The organism is Bacteroides reticulotermitis JCM 10512, assembly GCF_000517545.1.
GTDB lineage: Bacteria > Bacteroidota > Bacteroidia > Bacteroidales > Bacteroidaceae > Bacteroides > Bacteroides reticulotermitis.
Genome location: NZ_BAIV01000002.1, coordinates 139,918 through 160,595, shown reverse-complemented (window position 1 = coordinate 160,595; position 20,678 = coordinate 139,918). Strand labels below are relative to the sequence as shown.

The 20,678-nt window shown below is 43.7% G+C and carries 17 protein-coding genes and 4 pseudogenes; 14 read left to right on the top strand and 7 right to left on the bottom strand.

Annotated features, from left to right (window positions below; genetic code table 11):
• Positions 1-16: 16 nt before the first annotated feature.
• A complete protein-coding gene (locus JCM10512_RS01625) occupies positions 17-367 on the bottom strand; it encodes a translation initiation factor (protein WP_044159770.1) in 351 nt (116 codons plus the stop codon).
• Positions 368-531: 164 nt separating this feature from the next.
• Between JCM10512_RS01625 and JCM10512_RS01620 the strand changes: the two genes are divergently transcribed.
• The 4 genes and pseudogenes from JCM10512_RS01620 to JCM10512_RS01605 all read left to right on the top strand — a co-directional run bounded on the left by JCM10512_RS01620 (position 532) and on the right by JCM10512_RS01605 (position 3,331).
• The gene (locus JCM10512_RS01620) at positions 532-1,185 is read left to right on the top strand and encodes a redox-sensing transcriptional repressor Rex (RefSeq protein ID WP_044159892.1); all 654 of its coding nucleotides are present in this window, start codon (positions 532-534) and stop codon (positions 1,183-1,185) included.
• Entirely contained in the window at positions 1,186-1,800 is a 615-nt protein-coding gene (locus tag JCM10512_RS01615; protein ID WP_044159768.1) for a fumarylacetoacetate hydrolase family protein, read from the top strand. It abuts the gene before it with no gap.
• Between the two features lie 18 nt (positions 1,801-1,818).
• Entirely contained in the window at positions 1,819-2,298 is a 480-nt protein-coding gene (gene ispF, locus JCM10512_RS01610) for a 2-C-methyl-D-erythritol 2,4-cyclodiphosphate synthase (protein ID WP_044159766.1), read from the top strand.
• A 26-nt stretch (positions 2,299-2,324) separates the two neighbouring features.
• Positions 2,325-3,331: pseudogene (locus JCM10512_RS01605) on the top strand (metallophosphoesterase family protein).
• Here the strand turns inward: JCM10512_RS01605 and JCM10512_RS01600 are convergent.
• A pseudogene (locus tag JCM10512_RS01600) lies at positions 3,306-4,182 on the bottom strand (exodeoxyribonuclease X C-terminal domain-containing protein). The pseudogenes JCM10512_RS01605 and JCM10512_RS01600 sit on opposite strands and share 26 nt — an antisense overlap.
• A 224-nt stretch (positions 4,183-4,406) precedes the next feature.
• Between JCM10512_RS01600 and JCM10512_RS22330 the strand changes: the two are divergent.
• The 9 genes and pseudogenes from JCM10512_RS22330 (at position 4,407) to JCM10512_RS01560 (ending at position 12,574) form a co-directional block, all read left to right on the top strand.
• Positions 4,407-4,595, top strand: a complete 189-nt coding sequence (locus tag JCM10512_RS22330) for a hypothetical protein (protein WP_206777878.1) — start codon at positions 4,407-4,409, stop codon at positions 4,593-4,595.
• Between the two features lie 228 nt (positions 4,596-4,823).
• Positions 4,824-5,913, top strand: a pseudogene (mnmA, locus tag JCM10512_RS01595) (tRNA 2-thiouridine(34) synthase MnmA).
• A gap of 61 nt (positions 5,914-5,974) precedes the next feature.
• Positions 5,975-7,351, top strand: a complete 1,377-nt coding sequence (locus JCM10512_RS01590; RefSeq protein WP_044159890.1) for a S8 family peptidase — start codon at positions 5,975-5,977, stop codon at positions 7,349-7,351.
• Between the two features lie 38 nt (positions 7,352-7,389).
• Positions 7,390-8,658: an exodeoxyribonuclease VII large subunit gene (gene xseA / locus JCM10512_RS01585; RefSeq protein ID WP_044159888.1), complete on the top strand. Its 1,269-nt coding sequence runs from the start codon at positions 7,390-7,392 to the stop codon at positions 8,656-8,658.
• A 21-nt stretch (positions 8,659-8,679) separates the two neighbouring features.
• Complete coding sequence (xseB, locus tag JCM10512_RS01580; protein ID WP_044159765.1) at positions 8,680-8,886, top strand: exodeoxyribonuclease VII small subunit; 207 nt, start codon at positions 8,680-8,682, stop codon at positions 8,884-8,886.
• 51 nt (positions 8,887-8,937) lie between these two features.
• Complete coding sequence (locus tag JCM10512_RS01575; RefSeq protein ID WP_044159763.1) at positions 8,938-9,957, top strand: branched-chain amino acid aminotransferase; 1,020 nt, start codon at positions 8,938-8,940, stop codon at positions 9,955-9,957.
• A 26-nt stretch (positions 9,958-9,983) separates the two neighbouring features.
• Positions 9,984-10,575 (top strand): annotated as a pseudogene (locus tag JCM10512_RS01570) (DUF975 family protein).
• A gap of 114 nt (positions 10,576-10,689) precedes the next feature.
• Complete coding sequence (gene trmB / locus JCM10512_RS01565; protein WP_044159761.1) at positions 10,690-11,448, top strand: tRNA (guanosine(46)-N7)-methyltransferase TrmB; 759 nt, start codon at positions 10,690-10,692, stop codon at positions 11,446-11,448.
• Positions 11,449-11,473: 25 nt separating this feature from the next.
• Positions 11,474-12,574: an Mrp/NBP35 family ATP-binding protein gene (locus JCM10512_RS01560; protein WP_044159760.1), complete on the top strand. Its 1,101-nt coding sequence runs from the start codon at positions 11,474-11,476 to the stop codon at positions 12,572-12,574.
• Positions 12,575-12,724: 150 nt separating this feature from the next.
• Here JCM10512_RS01560 and JCM10512_RS01555 read toward each other — a convergent pair whose 3' ends face one another.
• The 3 genes from JCM10512_RS01555 to JCM10512_RS01545 form a co-directional block, all read right to left on the bottom strand.
• On the bottom strand, positions 12,725-14,620 hold the full coding sequence (locus JCM10512_RS01555; protein ID WP_044159759.1) for a TlpA family protein disulfide reductase: 1,896 nt from the start codon (positions 14,618-14,620) through the stop codon (positions 12,725-12,727).
• 121 nt (positions 14,621-14,741) lie between these two features.
• A complete protein-coding gene (locus JCM10512_RS01550) occupies positions 14,742-16,532 on the bottom strand; it encodes a M56 family metallopeptidase (RefSeq protein ID WP_044159757.1) in 1,791 nt (596 codons plus the stop codon).
• Positions 16,533-16,543: 11 nt separating this feature from the next.
• Positions 16,544-16,912, bottom strand: a complete 369-nt coding sequence (locus tag JCM10512_RS01545) for a BlaI/MecI/CopY family transcriptional regulator (RefSeq protein ID WP_044159755.1) — start codon at positions 16,910-16,912, stop codon at positions 16,544-16,546.
• Between the two features lie 242 nt (positions 16,913-17,154).
• Between JCM10512_RS01545 and JCM10512_RS01540 the strand changes: the two genes are divergently transcribed.
• Entirely contained in the window at positions 17,155-17,706 is a 552-nt protein-coding gene (locus JCM10512_RS01540; RefSeq protein ID WP_044159753.1) for a porin family protein, read from the top strand.
• A gap of 537 nt (positions 17,707-18,243) precedes the next feature.
• On the opposite strand, the gene JCM10512_RS01535 is transcribed toward JCM10512_RS01540, so the two are convergent.
• Both JCM10512_RS01535 and JCM10512_RS01530 read right to left on the bottom strand, forming a co-directional pair.
• Complete coding sequence (locus JCM10512_RS01535) at positions 18,244-19,494, bottom strand: ABC transporter permease (protein WP_044159751.1); 1,251 nt, start codon at positions 19,492-19,494, stop codon at positions 18,244-18,246.
• The gene (locus JCM10512_RS01530; protein WP_044159748.1) at positions 19,495-20,676 is read right to left on the bottom strand and encodes an ABC transporter permease; all 1,182 of its coding nucleotides are present in this window, start codon (positions 20,674-20,676) and stop codon (positions 19,495-19,497) included.
• Positions 20,677-20,678: the final 2 nt, after the last annotated feature.

The window sequence follows — 20,678 nt, the reverse complement described above, 5'->3', positions numbered from 1 at the left end:
TGCGATGAAAAAGCGCTTATCCGCCGCTTCCTTTGGTTTGATTGTACCCTTCTTTGAGGAGCAAGTCTATGATTTTCTGTTTGAACTCTCCTTGTACAATAATTTCTCCATCCTTTGCCGAACCACCTACGCCACATTTGCTTTTAAGTAGTTTGCCAAGATCCTTTAAGTCCTCTTCGGTACCCACAAACCCACTGATTAATGTCGCAACTTTGCCGCCCCGATTCTTTTTGTCAATCGAAACACGAAGGCGTTGTTTGTTTTTCTCAGGAGTGGCTTGATCCTCATCATTATCTGTATCATAGCTAAAGTCCGGATTTGTAGAGTAAACTACATTTAGACGATCTTTCCAATCATTCTTTTTCATACCTGTTTCTTTAAATTCAGATCAAAAGTATCAAACTTCTTGAAAGATGCAAAATATGCAAGAGTTTTCCTTGTTTTGTTTAATCTCTATTAAGGTTTTTGGTTATTGGATTGTCAGTCCCGAAAAATAGTGTACTTTTGCAGAATACCAATTTTGTAAGCACTATGAGCACTTGTGGACAAAAAGAAGCGGATAAAGTGCCGGAGCCTACCTTACGGAGACTTCCCTGGTATCTGTCGAATATTAAGTTAATGAAAGAGCGAGGAGAACACTTTGTATCCTCTACTCAGATTTCTAAAGAAATAAATATTGACGCATCTCAGATCGCCAAGGATTTGTCCTATGTGAATATTTCCGGACGTACAAGAGTGGGGTATAATATCGATGCCCTGATCGATGTACTGGAAGAGTTTTTGGGCTTTACCAATATGCACAAAGCTTTTTTATTTGGAGTAGGTAGTTTGGGTGGTGCTTTGCTGCGTGACTCGGGATTGCATCATTTCGGACTTGAAATAGTTGCCGCCTTTGATATAAATCCGGATTTAGTTGGAAAGGACTTGAATGGGATACCTATATTTCACTCGAGCGAGTTTGAAGCGAAGATGAAAGAGTATGATGTAAACATCGGCGTACTGACCGTACCTATTAATATTGCCCAAGAGATAACCGATAAAATGGTGGATGGAGGAATAAAAGCTGTGTGGAATTTTACTCCGTTCAGAATTCGGGTACCCGAGAATATCGTTGTGCAGAACACTTCCTTGTATGCCCATTTGGCAGTCATGTTTAACCGTTTGAATTTTAACGAAATAAAATAGATGAAGATTATTGCAGTTGGTATGAACTACGCTCTCCATAAGGAAGAGTTGGGACATACCGAGATAAATACCGAACCTGTCATATTTATGAAGCCTGACTCGGCTATCTTGAAAGATGGTAAACCTTTTTTTATGCCCGATTTCTCGAAGGAGATACATTATGAAACGGAACTAGTTGTTCGGATCAATCGCCTGGGCAAGAATATAGCTACTCGATTCGCTTCCCGGTATTATGATGCCGTAACGGTAGGAATTGACTTTACTGCGCGAGATCTTCAGCGGAAGTTTCGGGAGAACGGTCAACCGTGGGAGTTATGCAAGAGTTTTGATTCGTCGGCCGTAATTGGCAACTTTGTGGAGGTTGACCGATACAAAGACGTACAAGACCTTCACTTTCACCTGACTATCGACGGAAAAGAAGTGCAGCGTGGCTGTACGAAAGATATGCTTTTTAGAATAGATGATATTATCGCGTATGTAAGTCAGTTTGTAACATTGAAAATAGGCGATCTGCTGTTTACCGGTACGCCTGTCGGTGTTGGTCCCGTATCTATCGGACAGCATTTGGAAGGCTATCTGGAAGATGAGAAGTTACTTGATTTTTATGTACGTTGATTTAAAATAGGATAAAGTATGAAGATTAGAGTCGGTTTTGGATTTGATGTACACCAATTGGTGGAAGGCTGTGCTTTATGGTTAGGCGGTATTCGCTTGGAACACGCTAAGGGATTGTTGGGACATTCGGACGCCGATGTATTGGTGCACTCCATTTGCGATGCTTTGTTGGGAGCGGCCAATATGCGTGATATTGGTTATCACTTTCCGGATACTGCCGGCGAGTACAAAAACATAGATAGCAAAATCCTGCTGAAAAGAACAGTCGAACTAATTGCAGAAAAAGGCTATCGAATTGGCAACATCGATGCGACCATTTGCGCTGAACGTCCTAAATTGAAACCCCATATTCCCTTGATGCAAGAAACGCTGGCAGCTGTGATGGCCATAGATATAGACGATATCTCCATTAAAGCTACGACTACCGAGAAGTTGGGATTCACCGGGCGAGAGGAGGGAATATCCGCTTATGTAACTGTTTTGATTGAAAAAGAATAATTTACTGATTTAATACCCCCTTTATTATGATTCGAACCTTAAATGTACTGTTAACACTCACTTTCTTATTGGCAACGACTATTTGTCAAGCTCAAAAAAACGAGTTGAAATTTAACCGGAATGGAAACTTCAAGATCGTACAGTTTACCGACCTTCATTTTAAGTACAATAACCCTGCATCGGATATTGCTTTAGAACGTATGAACGAAGTGCTCGATGCCGAGCAACCCGACTTGGTTATTCTGACCGGTGATTTAATCTATGCTAAACCGGCTGACTTAGGTTTACTGAAAGTGCTCGAACCCGTTGTGAAGCGTAAGCTACCTTTTGCTGTTACCTTTGGTAATCATGATGACGAGCAAGGAGCCACACGTGCACAATTGTACGATTTGATACGCACAGTACCCGGCAATCTCTTACCCGACCGGGGAACATCCCTTTCGCCGGATTATGTACTGACGGTTAAATCCTCTTCCGATGCGAAGAAAGACGGATTCGTGCTCTATTGCATGGACTCGCATGCCTACTCTCCGATGAAGGATGTTAAAGGTTACGCCTGGTTTACATTCGACCAGATAAACTGGTTTCTCAACCAAAGTGCCGCTTATACATCGCAGAATGGCGGTGTAAAGTTACCCGCTCTTGCTTTCTTCCACATTCCGTTGCCGGAGTTTAACGAAGCAGCTACCGATCGGAATGCCATCATACGTGGTACCCGCATGGAAGAAGCCTGTGCTCCTAAGTTGAATACCGGAATGTTTGCTGCGATGAAAGAAGCCGGTGATGTTATGGGCGTTTTTGTTGGCCATGATCATGACAACGACTATACGGTGATGTGGCAGAACATCCTGTTATGCTACGGTCGCTTTACCGGTGGAAATACCGAGTACAATCACCTACCAACGGAGCCCGTGTAATTCTGCTCCAGGAAGGAACTCGTACGTTTACTACTTGGATTCGCCAGAAAGGCGGCGTGGTAAATGAAGTATCATACCCTGTCGACTTTGTCAAGGACGATTGGACAAAGCGTTGATGACCGTTAGTTTCACATAATTGAGGCAGGTGTACTTTGAACCATAGCTCTCATACCGATGTGAAATTCGTGCCGATTCTATGTAAATGATTTCTCCCGGACGGTATTCATGCTCTCTTCCCGGTAAGGTGCATGAAACCGCGCTGGGATTTTTTGATGAAATACGCATCGTCACCAGATTCCCACTTACATCGTTTAGCGTCAATACCTGCCTGACGAAGAACTGAGGAGTTGTGCCGAACACCCTTGTTTTATACGGGTTGTCTTCTAGTCGCACGCGAACCACTTTCAACTTAAGGTTGACCAACTTCTCTCCGGGTTCTCCCAGATAACGGCTATTCTTCCGATTTTCCTTTACTTTTCTTGCCATAAGGTCCAGGTGGACAGCGTGATAAACCTGAGCGATCTTGGTAAAACGCTCTTGCTTCGGTATCTTGGGCGTAAATTTATAAGCAATCCAAGTCAGATAAGGAGCATCGATTAGGAGGATCTCGTGAAGAAAGTGGCCACGGTATTTACCGAAAAAGATGAGGTCGTCTCCATTACTCCGCATCCTTTTTTCGTTATAATCGATCAGGACGAGGCATCGTTTGGAGAAATAAAGCATGGTGCTTGCTATCCGCAGTGATTCATAAATATCGGGTGTCAGTTCACGTATGTAGAGAATGGTTTGTCTTTCGGGTAGAGGTGAATATACAGAGGGAGTAATTGAGATTTTCTTTTTGGGGCAGTACGATCAAGTAGACTCCAGCCTCTCTAAAAGAAGCTCTTCCCCGATTGTATTCATTCAGTTTGGTATACAATACGGCTTGTTCGCTCGCGGTTATTCCCGGCAGTTTAGGATTAGCCATACTTGTTTTTCCTTGATAGTATATTTCAAATATACATTTATTTTCTGAAAAAAGCAAGCATATTATCGTTTCCTATAGGTGTATGAATGAGTTGATGTTTGTTTCTAAGCGAAAAATTCAATCATCTTCCTCCTATGCCAAAGTCGTCGACTCTTCTGTAAATTAGCTATAAAGCAAGTATGGATAATACTCTTTGGTTTTGTGCGGTATCTCCCTTTGAAGTTATGAAAAGAAGTACTGTATTGGGTTGTGCCATGCCGTTGTCACAGTTGTGCCATCGCCTTGGCACAGTTATGCCACCGCTTTGGCACAGTTGTGACAGTACGTTGGCACTACCGTGGCACTGTTGTGCCAACGGCTATGAACAGCTGGTGACAGTTAGTGTATCCTGCTGTGCCAACGGCTTGGAATAAGTAATTGTGGCAAGGAGTCTTTAACTTACCTAGGTTCTTCTTTTCAACTAGATGGTGAAAGAGCGACCGGTTCCGGATTCAATCAATTCATCGGATGCTGGTATGTTAAATCCATATAAGATGCGATAAAGAGCGTTTTATAAAAGAGAAGAACAGGAAGTGAACGAATAAATTTATTTTCTCTTTGAATTCTTGTACATTTGTATTCAAGTATTTTTTGAGAATCGGATGGAAAAAGGAAATAGAAGAGTGCTGGTTGGAATGAGTGGTGGTATAGATAGTACCGCAACCTGTTTGATGCTCCGTGAACAAGGGTATGAAATTGTAGGAGTAACTATGCGGGTGTGGGGCAACGAACCCCAAGACGCCCGCGAGTTAGCAGCGAATGGGGATTGAACATTATGTGGTAGATGAACGTATTCCTTTTAAAGAGACAGTTGTTCAGAACTTCATCGACGAATACAAACGAGGGCGTACACCCAATCCGTGTGTTATGTGTAACCCTTTGTTTAAATTTCGTGTGTTGGCCGAATGGGCCGACAAAATGAATTGCGACTGGGTTGCGACCGGTCATTACTCCCGGATAGAGGAACGAAACGAACATTTATATATAGTTGCCGGCGACGATGATAAAAAAGACCAGTCTTATTTTCTTTGGCGTCTGGGACAAAATGTACTGAAACGTTGTATCTTTCCGCTGGGAAATTATACCAAAGTGAAGGTCCGTGAATACTTGGCTTCCAAAGGGTACGAAGCAAAATCCAAAGAAGGTGAGAGTATGGAGGTCTGTTTCATTCAAGGTGATTATCGGGAGTTCCTTCGCGAACAATGTCCGGAATTGGATCGTGAAGTCGGGCCGGGCTGGTTCGTCAACTCCGAAGGAGTCAAACTGGGGCAGCATAAAGGCGCTCCCTATTATACCATCGGACAGCGAAAAGGATTGGAGATAGCTTTGGGCAAACCGGTCTATGTATTGAAGATAAATCCGGAAAAGAATACGGTCATGCTGGGCGATGCGGAGAAGTTGAAGACCGATTATATGCTGCTGGAGCAAGAACAGCTTGTAGACGAGCACGAACTGCTTACCTGTGCGGACTTATCCGTGAGAATCCGTTATCGTAGTCGTCCCATTCCTTGTCGGGTCAAGCGGTTAGCCGATGGACGGTTGCTGGTACGCTTCCGGGAATCTGCTTCTGCAATCACTCCGGGACAGTCCGCTGTGTTTTATGAAGGGCGGCGTGTATTGGGAGGAGCTTTCATCGCCTCGCAACGAGGGATTGGATTGGTTATCCTGGAGAACCAAGATTTGTTTGGCTAAGGCGATCGGTCTGGAAAGGAGAAGTTGCAAACAACAACGTGAAATAAATAAGAACAAGTATATGAAAAGATTTTTTTTAGCAGCTTTCGCTTTGACTGCTACAATTGGAGTTTCGGCTCAATTTACAACTACCGATACCTTGAAGTATCGCATCAGCCTGACAGACAAGGCGGCTACAACTTATTCGTTGAGCCAGCCCGGCCGATTCCTTTCGGAGAAAGCTATTGCCCGCCGTCAACGACAGAATCTCTCCGTGGATTCAACCGACTTGCCGGTATGTGCCAAATATATCGATGCCATTCGTAAGAAAGGAGTGCATATTGTTGTCACCGGCAAGTGGGATAACTTTGTGACTGTCTCCTGCAATGATAGTACCCTGATTCATAAAATAGCTAAGCTACCTTTCGTTCGCTTTACGGAGAAAGTGTGGCACGGCAACATGAAAATGACCTCTAAAAGAGATACGCTGATTAATAAACCGCAGAAGTCGGATAGCCTCTATGGCCCGGCATTTGCCCAGATCGAAATGAGTCGTGCGAATCGGTTGCATGAGGCCGGCTTCAAGGGACAAGGGATGACTATTGCCGTTATTGATGCCGGATTCCATAATGCGGATCGAATTGCGGCTATGCAAAATATACGCGTTCTAGGGGCACGAGACTTCGTATATCCGGGATCGGACATCTATGCGGAAAGCAGTCATGGGATGTCTGTATTGTCCTGCATCGCGATGAATGAACCGAATATTATGGTCGGTACAGCACCGGAAGCCTCTTTTTGGCTACTTCGTAGTGAGGACGATTATTCAGAGCATCTGGTTGAACAAGATTACTGGTCGGCTGCTATTGAGTTTGCCGATAGTGTGGGCGTGGATGTAGTGAATACCTCACTTGGATACTATACGTTTGATGACCCGAGCAAGAATTATCGCTATCGGGATTTGGACGGACATTTTGCTTTAATGTCGCGTCAGGCTTCCAAAGTCGCTGATAAAGGAATGATATTGGTATGCAGTGCCGGGAACTCCGGGCGTGGTTCTTGGAAAAAGACAACCCCTCCGGGTGATGCGGAGAATGTGCTGACTGTTGGCGCCATTGACAAAAAAGGAGTCTTAGCTCCTTTCTCTTCCATAGGTAATACGGCCGACGGACGTGTGAAACCAGATGTCGTGGCAGTTGGGCAAGACTCAGACGTTATGGGTACCGACGGTAATCTACGTCGCGCCAATGGAACATCGTTTTCGGCTCCTATCATGTGTGGTATGGTGACTTGTTTGTGGCAGGCTCGTCCGAACCTGACGGCCAAGCAGATCATCGAACTGGTACGTAGTTCCGGTGATCGGGTTGATTTCCCGGATAACATCTATGGATATGGGGTTCCTGATTTATGGAAGGCTTACCAGAACTCTTCTCAAATGTTTTCGAAAAGACAGGAGTAAATTCCGATATGATAAAACAAACACGTAACATAGGGCAGATGGATCCATCCCTGTCGGAAGAATCACCCGGCGCTTCTTCTGCGCTGACTCTTCTCGACCTGAATGCACTCGTGCGGAGAAGTTTAGAGCAATGCTTGCCCGATGAATACTGGGTGCAGGCTGAGCTTAGTGATGTCCGTACGAACGCGACCGGACATTGCTACCTGGAGTTTGTGCAAAAAGATTTTCGGGGAAACAGTTTGGTGGCCAAAGCACGCGGGATGATTTGGAATCACATTTACCGTTTGCTGAAATCCTACTTTGAAGAGAGCACGGGACAGGCATTTACTTCCGGTATCAAAGTCTTGGTGAAGGTCAGCGTCCAGTTTCATGAACTCTATGGCTATAGTTTGACTGTGCTTGATGTCGATCCGGCGTACACGCTGGGCGATATGGCTCGGCGACGGAGAGAAATCCTGCAACAACTGGAAGCGGAAGGCGTGTTGACACTTAATAAAGAACTTCCAATGCCACTTCTGCCGCAACGTATCGCGGTCATTTCATCCGCTACCGCAGCCGGATATGATGATTTCTGCCACCAATTAGTGCATAACCCCCGCGGTTTTTTCTTTCACACCGAGCTTTTCCCGGCTTTGATGCAAGGCAATCAAGTGGAAGGCTCTATACTTGCCGCACTTGATTCCATCCATGTCCGCCAAGACGAATTCGATGTCGTCGTTATTATTCGCGGTGGGGGTGCAACTTCTGATCTTTCCGGTTTTGATACCTATTTACTGGCAGCTGCCTGTGCACAGTTTCCATTACCTATTTTGACCGGAATCGGACACGAACGCGACGATACTGTACTCGATTCTGTAGCCCACACCCGCGTGAAGACTCCTACGGCCGCGGCCGAACTTTTAATTCAGTGCATAACTGAAGTGGCCGATAAGCTTGAAGAGTTGGCAGTACGTCTACGGCAGGGAGCAGTTGCCTTGCTTGAACGTGAACAGAGAAGGTTAGCCGATCTGCAAGGGCGCATTCCTGTCAAGGTCGGACGTCAATTGACGGAAGCCCGAATGAATTTACTGACTGCTCGCAAAGATTTGTTGCAAGCTACAACGAAATTTCTGTCTTATCACCGGCACAGACTGGCTCTGTTGCAACAGCGTGTGGAAGATATTGCTCCTGAACGACTGTTGAAACGTGGCTATAGCATCACTCTCAAAGATGGAAAGGTGGTGACCGATGCAACCGAACTGAAACCCGGCGATGCGTTGGTTACTTGTTTGGCCAACGGTGAGGTGAAATCGATTGTAAATGATTAATGACTTTGGAATAAATAAATTATGGGAACAAAAAAAGAAACTTATGCTCAGGCGATGGATCGGCTTGAAAATATTGTCCGTCAAATTGACAATAACGAACTGGAGCTTGACAAATTGGGTGAAAAGATAAAAGAGGCCAATGAGATAATAGCGTTTTGTACTGAAAAACTAAAGAAAACCGATCTAGAGGTCGAAAAAATATGGCAAGAAAAACAAAAATATGAATAATAAAGGTTACTTTTGTACATTCATGAGTCAAATTAAATAATTTATCAAAAGATGAAAGAAATAGACTGGGCAAATCTGTCTTTTGGATATATGAAGACAGATTACAATGTGAGAATCAATTTCCGCAATGGTAAATGGGGAGAACTGGAAGTAAGCAGTGAAGAACACCTCACTTTACATATGGCGGCTACTTGTTTGCACTACGGTCAGGAAGCCTTTGAAGGATTGAAAGCTTTCCGTGGGAAAGACGGTAAGGTCCGAATTTTTCGTCTGGAAGAAAATGCGGCACGCTTACAATCTACTTGTCAAGGTATTTTAATGGCTGAACTATCTACTGATCGCTTTAAAGAAGCTATTCTAAAAGTCGTGAAATTGAATGAACGTTTTATTCCTCCCTATGAGAGTGGAGCGTCTCTTTACATCCGTCCGTTGTTGATTGGTACGAGTGCACAGGTCGGAGTTCATCCGGCTACTGAGTACATGTTTGTTGTATTCGTTTCTCCGGTAGGACCTTATTTTAAAGGTGGCTTCTCAACTAATCCTTATGTGATAATTCGTGAATTTGACCGTGCGGCTCCTCATGGAACGGGTACTTATAAAATCGGAGGTAACTATGCCGCCAGCTTGCGTGCTAATAAGAAGGCACATGATCTGGGCTATTCCTGCGAATTCTATTTGGATGCCAAAGAGAAAAAGTATATTGACGAATGTGGAGCTGCTAACTTCTTTGGTATTAAAGATAATACCTATATCACTCCATTGTCATCTTCTATTCTGCCTTCAATCACGAATAAGAGCCTGATGCAATTGGCCGAAGATATGGGTATGAAGGTTGAACGTCGTCCGGTTCCGGAAGAGGAACTCGCTACCTTTGAGGAAGCGGGAGCTTGTGGAACTGCTGCTGTGATCAGCCCGATCCAGCGTATCGACGATTTGGAGAAAGATAAATCGTATGTAATCTCCAAGGATGGTAAACCCGGACCGATTTGTACCAAGTTGTACAATAAATTGCGTGACATTCAGTATGGTGATGCTCCCGATACGCATGGCTGGGTGACAATCGTTGAGTAATTATTTATTTATTATATTTTATATTTATGTTGAAACAAAATTCAGAGTTGCGTGCTCAGGCACGCGAGGCCCTGAAGGGCAAGTGGGTTATGGCTGCTGTAGCGGCAGTTATCTTTATGGCAATTTCCGCAGGTTGAGTTCTATCCCCGTAGTCGGAGTATTGATTATGTTACTTACCCTGCCGATTGCTTACGGCTTTGCGATTGTGATGTTGAATGTCTTTAAAGGGGGTGAAATTGATTTAGGTGTGCTGTTTGAAGGTTTTAACGACTATGGTCGTATCCTAGGAACTAAAGTACTCCAAACAGTTTATACTGCATTGTGGTCTTTGTTGCTGTTTGTTCCGGGTGTTATCAAACAATACTCGTATGCAATGACCGACTATATTTTGAAAGAAGAACCCGAGTTGCGTAACAATGCCGCTATTGAGAAAAGTATGGCAATGATGGACGGACACAAGATGAAGTTGTTCTTGCTTGACCTTAGCTTTATTGGTTGGGCTCTTTTGTGTATCCTACCTTCGGTCTTGGCTTTTTATTCCTGCAACCTTATATGCAGGTTTCTCATGCAGCTTTTTATGCTGATCTGAAAGCTCAACAAACTCCTACGGAGGAATGATTGAATAATTAAGAAGAGAATATATAATAGATGGAGTATGGAGTAATCTGTACTCCATTTATTTTTGTAGGTTATCTCAAAAGTCTGTAACTTTGCGCTCTAATAAGTCATTATATGGGAAAAAACAAATTAGAAAAGTTTGCTGATATGGCGAGCTATCCGCATGTATTCGAGTATCCTTACTCTGCAGTAGATAACGTGCCGTTTGAAATGAAGGGTAAATGGCATCGGGAGTTTTTTAAAAACGATCACCCCATTGTACTTGAACTTGGGTGCGGACGGGGAGAATATACCGTCGGACTCGGTAAAATGTTTCCCGAAAAGAACTTTATTGCAATCGATATAAAAGGTGCCCGGATGTGGACAGGGGCTACCGAATCGCTGGAAGCAGGCATGAAGAATGTAGCTTTCCTGCGGACCAATATTGAAATCATCGAACGCTTCTTTGCTGAAGGAGAGGTGAGTGAGATATGGCTTACCTTCTCTGACCCACAGATGAAGAAAGCTACGAAACGACTGACTTCAACTTACTTCATGGAACGGTATCGCAAGTTTCTGCAACCCGATGGAATCGTTCATCTGAAAACTGATAGCAACTTCATGTTCACCTATACCAAGTATATGATTGAGGCGAACAATATACCGGTTGAGTTCATGACGGAAGATTTATATCACTCCGATTTAGTGGATGATATACTCGGAATCAAAACTTATTATGAACAACAATGGTTGGATCGTGGTTTAAATATAAAATACATTAAATTCCGGTTGCCTCAGGAAGGAGAACTGAAGGAACCGGATATCGAAATAGAACTCGATCCATATCGCAGCTATAATCGTAGCAAGCGTAGTGGATTGGAAACAAGCAAATAGTTAAACGTCAAAAACAATAAATGATATGACACTTTATCCGAAATTGATACTCGATGCGCTGGCAACAGTGCGTTATCCCGGTACGGGAAAGAATTTGATCGAGGCAGAGATGATTGCCGATAATCTTCGTATTGACGGAATGGCTGTTAGTTTTTCACTCGTTTTTGAAAAACCGACTGATCCGTTTATGAAGTCGATGTTGAAAGCTGCCGAGACTGCTATTCACACCTATGTGTCACCTGACGTACAGGTTACCATTACTACGGAAAGCAAGCAAGTTGCCCGCCCGGAAGTTGGTAAGCTGTTGCCACAGGTTAAAAATGTGATTGGTGTTTCCTCCGGTAAAGGTGGGGTAGGGAAATCGACTGTGGCTGCTAACTTGGCTGTTGCTCTGGCAAAGTTAGGATATAAGGTTGGTTTATTGGATGCGGATATTTTTGGCCCTTCTGTTCCGAAAATGTTTCAGGTCGAAGATGCGCATCCGTATGCGGAGCGTGTCGACGGACGTGATTTAATTGTTCCGGTAGAGAAATACGGAGTCAAATTGTTGTCGATCGGTTTCTTTGTTGATCCGGATCAGGCTACACTTTGGCGTGGAGGTATGGCAAGTAATGCACTCAAACAACTGATCGGAGATGCTCAGTGGGGAGACCTTGACTACTTCTTGATTGACCTACCGCCGGGAACCAGCGATATTCATTTAACTGTGGTGCAGACATTGGCCATGACAGGAGTTGTGGTTGTAAGTACGCCGCAGGCAGTTGCGCTGGCAGATGCTCGCAAAGGGATTAATATGTTTACCAATGATAAAGTAAATGTGCCTATTCTAGGGCTGGTAGAAAATATGGCTTGGTTTACTCCGGCCGAACTGCCTGAGAATAAATATTATATATTTGGCAAAGAGGGAGCAAAGAAGCTGGCTGAAGATATGCAAGTGCCTTTGCTTGGACAGATTCCGATTGTACAAAGTATTTGTGAAAGTGGTGACAACGGAACTCCTGCTGCATTGGACGAAGATACGGTTACAGGACGCGCATTCCTCACATTGGCTACTAATGTTGTGAGTCAGGTAGATCGCCGGAATGATGAGATGGAGCCTACCAAAATTGTAGAGATACATACGTAATCCTTTTCCGGGAGAGATAAGATACCAATAAAAAACGCTTCGGAAGTCTGTTATAAACTTCCGAAGCGTTTTTTTATTTATTATAAAGATTGGCTTGTCTCAGTCAAGAAAGAGATCTCCGATTAAGCATAAATCTTCATTGATAAGGAATCATTGCTCCAATGCTTTCTCCAATTGCGCCTTCATAACATCCACGCCCGGAAAACCGGTTTGTTTATACGTGGTATTTCCTTTTCGGTCGATCACATAATAGGTCGGTACTCCTCTGACTTCGTACTTATCCATCAAATACCTCCATTGTGCATCGCTCACCCGGAAGTGTTCGCCGTGGATATCTGGAATCATATTTTCCCATACCCCTTGTGGCGAAGTTTCTCCGGTGATATATACATAGAGCACATCTTTATCTTTCAACTCCTCTTTCATGGGAACCATCACTTTATTGGCTATCCGGCAAGGTCCGCACCAAGTTGCCCAGAAATCGACAAGAAGCACGCGTCCTTCAAATTTAGAGATGATGGAGGTGAATAGCTCTTCGTTGCTTACATCTTCGACTTGGTTGATCGTGAATCCACCCTTCTGTTTGTTTAGCTCTATCTTTTGAAGTAGTGTTTTGTTTATTCCGACCAAAAGTTCTTTGTAAGCAGGTGAAGACAAAGCGGCTAGTTCGTTTAATTGCTGAGTGCTTAAGGGGGAGAAATCATCTATGGAACGATTGCATTGGAATGCTTTTCCCATATCAAACAAAACTCCTTTGTCTGTATTCAGTAAAGGCTGTATGATTGCGTTTTGACTACTGAATAACAGGATTCCGTATGCGTATTCTGGAGCATAAAGATTCGGGGTCGAGTTGAGCGAGAAGTCTTTGAGGCTATCATAATAGTCGGTCGGTAGCTCTATTTGAGTATTTTTATAATACTCCTCGGTTTGTTCTCTATTCATTTTATGCTCTTCTACATGGGCCCGCATGACGAGACTTCTTCCCATAAATAAGCCAATGGCTGTTGTGATATTGGTATTGGCTTTCAGAACTTCTTTGGCGGCCGGGCTCATGGATGTGCTTTCTATCCGGTCGAATAGCTCGTTTCGTTTATCGATAAAATACGTTTTGCATCCCGAGATGTCTTTTCCGATCAGATCCTTTATGAGTTCCAGTGGATTTTCGATTATATTGGTGTTGATTGTATTCTCGGAAAGTTCTTGTTGCAACGCGGCCAGATAACCTTCGAAATATGCCTGCTTGCCAAGCGGCTTGCTATCTTTTAATAATTTAGAACTACGGCGGGATATTTCAGGTAGATTGATCGTTACGGTGGTTTCTTTGCCGGGAGCTAACAAGCACGGTATTTCAGTGGTGGGGAGAGAAATCACTGCCGGCGTGACGGTGATGACATCTACTTGAAACTCGAAGGTTCCGTCTTCACGGATGGTGATATCTTCGGAGAAACTGCTCCAGCGGATTGGATCATTCAAGCCTAGTTTAGCGGTTGAAGGCATTTCGGGTTGAAAGCCAAGCACTTTTCCTTTCAACGTGGCTTTGCCATAAGCAAACTCCGGTTGGGGTAATTCGGTTTTTTTGTTGATCTTATGAATAGTGACGTTCTGGGGAATCGCTTGTTTGCGGAATGCCTTCTCGTCCAATTGAATACCCCAGATTTTAAAAGCACCGTCGAAGTCTCCTTCCGAGAAGTCCAGACTCTTTATATTGTATGGGATGGGAGGGAAGATCAGTTCGAACTCGGCTTCACCCGATTCCGGCATCCAGAATTCTTTGTCCAATGTGATGCCTACACCTCTGCGGATTGGGTAAATTGCCCCGTTATTGTCCTTCAGAAAACTTCCCGTGGCAATTTTGATCCAGTTCTTCGGACGATAGTAAGCCTTGATATGAACCACGGTGGCTGTGTCTTTCGCTACAATTTTATCTATCTCAATACTTGTCGAACTCCATGCGATGAATGGGGGACGTTCGAATACTCTGTCTTTGGCTTGTGCCGCACAGAGATAGGTTAGCAATAAACATGCAATCAGTGTAAATCTTTTCATGCGGATGATAATTAAGTGTTCAACAAATATAACAATAATCTTGCAAAACAATTCGGAATGAGCAAAAAAAAGGAAGTAGTTATGTGCTACTTCCTTTTCGTTAGTTATTTGTTGTGACAGGTTAGTTTGCTGGTTTTTGTAAGCGAAAGTGTACCGGAATCGTATACTTCACCGGCACAGGCTTTCCCTGCATTTGTCCCGGTACCCATTTGGGCATTCCACTTACCACGCGAACAGCTTCTGCATCCAGCAGAGGACTCACTCCTCGAACGATTTCTATGTTTGATAAATTTCCATCAGCGCCTACTACCATTTTTACGATCACTCTTCCTTCTTCTTTGTTTTTTTGAGCTATAGTGGGATACTTAATGTTCTGCGACAAGTACTTCATCAATCCTTCTGTTCCTCCGGGGAATTGTGGCATTTGGTCAACTCTTTCATATACCTTATTATCGGTTGTTGCTTTATCTGCTCCGTAGCCTACTACTACAATCTCTGATACATCCGGTTCTTCTATTGCTTTTGGTGCGGCCGATTCCTGTTTGTCTAAGCTAAAGCCAATAGGGATTGTAAATTGCACATTGACTGCTTTCCCATTTTGTTTTCCCGGTGTCCAATTAGGCATGGAGTTAATTACGCGCAAGGCTTCTTTGTCGAGTAGCGGGTCTACTCCCCGGATAATTTTAGCACCACTGATACTACCATCTTTCTTTACTACAAATTGTGCGATTACACGTCCTTGGGTAGCTTTCTTATGAGCTTCTGCCGGATAGCGAATGTTTTCTTTCAGATATTCCATCATGGCTTCTATACCTCCGGGGAAAGTCGGCATTTCTTCAACAGCTGCGTAAACCGGATCATCGTATACGATTTTGGGCGGAACGAAAACGATCTTTGGAGTACTCTTCTTGTCTTGGAGAATGATTTCTGGGGGTGTTAACTCATTGGAGGAGTTTATGATCTCAGGTGGAGTGAGAACTTGTACGTCAGTTTGCTCGATAAGTTCTTTGGCCCATTCTCCGGTGGAGCGAGCCACGACCTCGATATTGCTTACTATCATTAGCAAAATGGCTAATGGGATAAACATCAGGTATTTAGTCTTTCCGACTTTTTGTGTTCTTCGTTTATTCATCATTTTGATACGGTTTTTGAGAGGTAAAACATTGAAACTATTTGATAAATTTGCTGCAGCCTTGTGATGAGCCAGTCCCAATAAATTGTACTGGTATGATTTGCTATCGTGTCCGGCCTTTAATACATGATAGTCGGCCATGTATTCGAGGTTACTTCGGACTTCACGCTTCATGAGCCATATAAATGGATTGAACCAACAACATATACACATGATCTCGCTGATGATTACGTCTGCTGAATGGTATTGTTGGGCGTGAGTTGTTTCATGCGTAATGATTTCGCGTATTTCGGACTCGGTATGCGAACTCGGGTGAATGAATATCCAGTGGAAGAACGAGAACGGGCCGATCTCTTTGTTGAGATAATGCACGCGCGTTCCTTGCAGGCAGCCTTTCGGGGACGAAAAGTGTAGCCGAATGATGCTTCCCAATTGGATTAAAAAACGGAGAGCGAGTAAGGCCACTCCACACCAGTATGCAACTTGGATTGCCTGTATTAATATCGTCTGCCAATGAATATCGCTGGTTTGCGTTGGTTGGATCACCAATTCCGGCAATACAGTAGTATATAAATCGACCATAGCCACCATCGGTTCCTGACTTCTGATCCATCCTTGCATATTCATCAAGGGATAGAGCAATGAAACGATGAAGAAGCATAATAAAGTTACCCGCCTCCAAAGGAAGAAGGTATCTTTATGGAAAAACAGTCGGTAGAAAGCATAAAATAATGCGATAGCTACGTTGATTTTCAGGAAGTATGCGATTTCGGTGCTCATGGTAAAAGGTATTAATTAGTCTCTTTTCCTTTTTCGATCAATTCAATAATCTCTTTGAGATCTTCTGTCGATATCTTCTGATCTTTGGCGAAGAAAGATACCATCTCTTTATAAGAGTTCTCAAAATAGTTGCGTACTACTCCACTCATAAAGTGGCGCTTGTACTCATTCTCGCGAATGGCGGGCGTGTATTGGTAGGTATTTCCCATCCGCTTCGCAATAACATATCCTTTCCGCTCCAGATTCTTGACTATCGATGCGATGGTCGTATAAGGAGGGATCGGCTCAGGGTATTTACCCAAGATGTCTTTAACGAAACAATCTTGTAATTCCCAGATGTAAATCATCACTTCTTCTTCTTGTAAGGTTAGCTTTTCCATACTTTATTGTTTAATTACGAATGTTTCGCAAATCTACGAATCTTTCGTAATAATCAAAACTTTAGGTAGTTAAATAAACCAAATAAATATTGTGCTAGTCTCGATAGAACATTATCTATGCTTTTCTTGTTAAACTATAATATGAAAAAGTAATGAATGGAATGTTACTTTTTTCGATAGATAATCTAAGTTTAACTACGTCTGCCTCGGGGAAGAGCAGGGCAGTCTAATAAAAATGTAATATGAAAAAAGGTTTGATTTTTGTGCTATTCGCACTTGTTTCTATCGTTTCCTATTCGCAGGTTTCTTGGAATGCGAAAGTAGGTATGAACCTAAGTAATCTAACGGGTGATGCTGATACTGATCTGAAGGTTGGTTTTCAGGCCGGTGTAGGTATGGAGTATCAGTTTACTGATATGTGGTCGCTTCAACCTTCATTGATGTATACTACAAAAGGTGCCAAAGTTGACGGAGTGAAGATAAATCCGTTGTATTTGGAACTTCCGATATTTGCCGCTGCGCGTTTGCCTATTGCTGATTCACAAAACATTGTAATCAAAGGTGGTCCGTATTTGGCATATGGTGTTGGAGGTAAATCAGCCGGCGTTAAGATTTTCGATAATGAAGGTTTGGATGCCAATCGATTTGACTTAGGACTTGGAGTAGGAGTTGCTTATGAAATCGGCCGCATCTTTGTAGATCTGACCGGCGAGTTTGGTTTGACCAAGGTGTTCGACGGTGACGGATCGCCGAAGAATCTGAATTTTGCTATTGGTGTTGGCTACAAGTTCTGATAAGATCGTATATACTTTAACCGTTATAATAAGAAGGAGTTGGCTATTGCAGTCAGCTCCTTCTTTTATATAGCAAAAGTCGATTTAAAGCAACAGTTGGGATTGGCGTAACAGCCTAAGGGAATCAAGCGATAGTAAAATGAGAGTTTCCATCAACCGGAAAAATAGGGTACTTCTTCTCTCTTTAGTATACTTATGCGCTCAGCTATTAATACTTGATTCGTCAGGTATTAATAATCGAGCTAACAGTTATTAATAGTCTAGTGATCAGTTAAGTGTAGTCAATGGTTTAAGTTTTCTCAATTGAGTTTTCGGTTTACTTAGGTCAAGTTCTTAAGTGGCCTCAATCCGGTACTTGGGTTGCTTTATCCTATAGATAACTCTTGCCAACTTTGTGACAGGTAGTAGTAAAACAGCCGTGTACAGAAAATGAAAGGGTTGAAATGAAGGCTGCCCGTATTTGTATACGAGCAGCCTGATTAGATTTTTCTATGTAGTGAAAAGGGTTTAGATAATAATCTCTTTTTTCAGCATTGCCTATTTCTTCGCGAAACTTTCCTTTGCTTTCAGCTCTTTATACCGTTCGATGGCATGTCGACGGCTCATCAGTATTTGCCAGCGATATACCCAGCAGGTTGTGATGAAATAAATTCCGGCTTGTACCCACAAAGCTTTATACTCGAGTGAGACTTCGTTCAGTGATGCGCCCATATTGTTAATCTTCACAAACCCATTGATGCCGAAGGTGGAAGGGAAGATGTAAGATACATACTTCCAGAATGGAGGAATGGCGGCTCCCGGCCACGATATTCCTGAAATAAATAATAGCGGAACCGAAGTAAATACAAAAATCAACATACAAGTCTCCCGGTTGCGAATGGCGATGGAGGCAGTCATTGCAAAGAAAATGCAGGCAGCCAGGTAAGGCAGCAGAAACAATGCCAGCGTACCGAATTCACCAATCTGGTTGAGGCTGAACATCTTTGGAACGATGCAGAGCACATAAAAAGAAATCAGCACATACACGAGAAAGTAGCTGAGTCCTTTTCCGAATACGATTCGCAACGTACCGTTGTAGTGGCGGTTGATCGGGACCAGATCTTTGAAGCGATTATTTTCGCGTGCCGTTCCCGCAGAAAGTCCGATGCCGAGTAGTAAAGTCTGTTGGATAATCAAGACCAATACGGCGGGAATCAGGAAAGCTGCGAATCCGGCTGTCGGATTGTAGATGGAGACCTCCTCATACTCTATCGGGTAGGTTGTTATTTCATCCTGCCGATCGGTCGTATTCCCACTTCGGGCTATCTTTATATCCTTATTCATATCCAGTGACACTGCTGTGTTGGCAAGCAATATCGATTTGTAATATAGCAATCCGCTCATGTCACAATAAATACTGACCTGCGTTTGTTTCCCTTTGGCTATGTTTTCACTAAAGTCCGATGGGATGTAGATAACTCCATAGGCTGCGCGATTCTTTAGCAATTGTTTGGCTTCCTCCATGTCGGCGCAATAAAACACAATGTGCACATCCGGAGTGGCATCTACCTTACGCAGGTATTCGCGACTGAGTGAGGAGTGTGAATCGTCAACGACAACTGCAGGCACTTCCCGCACGACTTCGTTGTTGTAGATGAAGCTATACAGTAATGGATAGGCCAGTGGGACGAGGATAAAGAATATCAGTACCCCCTGGTCGCGGAAAGTCGTCTGAAACTCTCGCTTCCAGATATAAAACAGGTCATTGAAGCCTTCGGCTATCTTGTCTTTTAATTTTATATCTTTCATTTAGGGTATGTATTTATAGTAAATCAACGCTTCTTTCAGTCGATGAACGACGAAGAAAGGCAACATCATAAATATTAATAAAGCCATATAGTTGGGCCATGAGTAGGCCATGCTGTAGCCATTAAGTGCCTGATCTACATAAATCAGGAAGTAATGCCGGAGTGGGAATAGGTTGCTCAAAGCCTGCAACAGGGGATGCATGGCCATCACCGGAAAAGAAAAGCCGGAGATGGAGAAAGAAATAACTCCCCAGAGAGAGGCAAAACTCAGACCGAGACGTAGCGTAGGCAGTACACCTATCATAATAACACCGCAACACTGCGATGCCAGCACCAGACAAAGCGTGGCAAATAGCATCGGGAAGATTCCGCTGTTGCATGGGAAATGCAAGAAGCTGTATAGGTATACATTGTAGAATGCCCCCATGATGAAAAACACCACGGTGTGGGGAATGAGCTTTCCGGCTAATGCGATATAAATCGAGTTATTGCTCAGTCGTAGCCATTGGCGGGCTGTGCGGTCTTTGATCTCAACCCCAATCGAATAAACAGTCACCATGAATATGAGTAGCATCAGTACACCCGGTATCAGTGTATTGCACAGATAAACCGAATAATTGAGCCACGGATTGTTTAGGGGATGTGTGTCAATGACGATTGGTTGTAGAAAGCCCATTGCCTGGTCTTCGGTAGCTCCTTTGGCATACAGTACACTACGTCCGGCTGCTCCTGAGGCTAATTCACCCATCATCTTCATGTCTCTGAACAGTAGCGAACCGGCAATCAGGTAGGAATAGTTCGTGTAGAAAGAGAGCTTGGGTTGCCGCTGACTCTGCGCTTCGGCCGACATCCCTTGGGGGATATAGAAGAAACCGTATATTTTGCCTTCCTGCACGGCGATTCGGGCATCTGTTACATTGCTGTAATGCGCCACGACTCCGGTTTGTGAGAAAGCGTCGAGGTTACGGGCGAGGTTGCGCGAAGTGGTCGAATTGTCCATATCCACCACGCCGGCCGGAAGATTCTGAGGAAGCCCCGAGTCCATCAGGGTGGTGAAGAAGATATAACAGAACAATGGGGCGATGATCATGCAGAACAGATAGAGAGGGCGTGACACCAATCGGCGACACTCTCGTTTCATGACCAACCACAGAGCTATATATTTCTTTTCTCTTTGTTTCATGT

Bases quoted from the DNA above. Each gene is read 5' to 3' on its own strand.
- JCM10512_RS01535 (WP_044159751.1), bottom strand. From the start codon at position 19,494: ATGAAAGATATAAAATTAAAAGACAAGATAGCCGAAGGCTTCAATGAC.
- JCM10512_RS01530 (WP_044159748.1), bottom strand. From the start codon at position 20,676: ATGAAACAAAGAGAAAAGAAATATATAGCTCTGTGGTTGGTCATGAAA.
- JCM10512_RS01560 (WP_044159760.1), top strand. From the start codon at position 11,474: ATGACACTTTATCCGAAATTGATACTCGATGCGCTGGCAACAGTGCGT.
- xseA (WP_044159888.1), top strand. From the start codon at position 7,390: ATGGATCCATCCCTGTCGGAAGAATCACCCGGCGCTTCTTCTGCGCTG.
- JCM10512_RS01615 (WP_044159768.1), top strand. From the start codon at position 1,186: ATGAAGATTATTGCAGTTGGTATGAACTACGCTCTCCATAAGGAAGAG.
- JCM10512_RS01575 (WP_044159763.1), top strand. From the start codon at position 8,938: ATGAAAGAAATAGACTGGGCAAATCTGTCTTTTGGATATATGAAGACA.
- JCM10512_RS01540 (WP_044159753.1), top strand. From the start codon at position 17,155: ATGAAAAAAGGTTTGATTTTTGTGCTATTCGCACTTGTTTCTATCGTT.
- JCM10512_RS01590 (WP_044159890.1), top strand. From the start codon at position 5,975: ATGAAAAGATTTTTTTTAGCAGCTTTCGCTTTGACTGCTACAATTGGA.
- JCM10512_RS01625 (WP_044159770.1), bottom strand. From the start codon at position 367: ATGAAAAAGAATGATTGGAAAGATCGTCTAAATGTAGTTTACTCTACA.
- JCM10512_RS01550 (WP_044159757.1), bottom strand. From the start codon at position 16,532: ATGAGCACCGAAATCGCATACTTCCTGAAAATCAACGTAGCTATCGCA.
- ispF (WP_044159766.1), top strand. From the start codon at position 1,819: ATGAAGATTAGAGTCGGTTTTGGATTTGATGTACACCAATTGGTGGAA.
- JCM10512_RS01555 (WP_044159759.1), bottom strand. From the start codon at position 14,620: ATGAAAAGATTTACACTGATTGCATGTTTATTGCTAACCTATCTCTGT.
- JCM10512_RS01620 (WP_044159892.1), top strand. From the start codon at position 532: ATGAGCACTTGTGGACAAAAAGAAGCGGATAAAGTGCCGGAGCCTACC.
- trmB (WP_044159761.1), top strand. From the start codon at position 10,690: ATGGGAAAAAACAAATTAGAAAAGTTTGCTGATATGGCGAGCTATCCG.
- xseB (WP_044159765.1), top strand. From the start codon at position 8,680: ATGGGAACAAAAAAAGAAACTTATGCTCAGGCGATGGATCGGCTTGAA.
- JCM10512_RS01545 (WP_044159755.1), bottom strand. From the start codon at position 16,912: ATGGAAAAGCTAACCTTACAAGAAGAAGAAGTGATGATTTACATCTGG.
- JCM10512_RS22330 (WP_206777878.1), top strand. From the start codon at position 4,407: ATGAAAAGAAGTACTGTATTGGGTTGTGCCATGCCGTTGTCACAGTTG.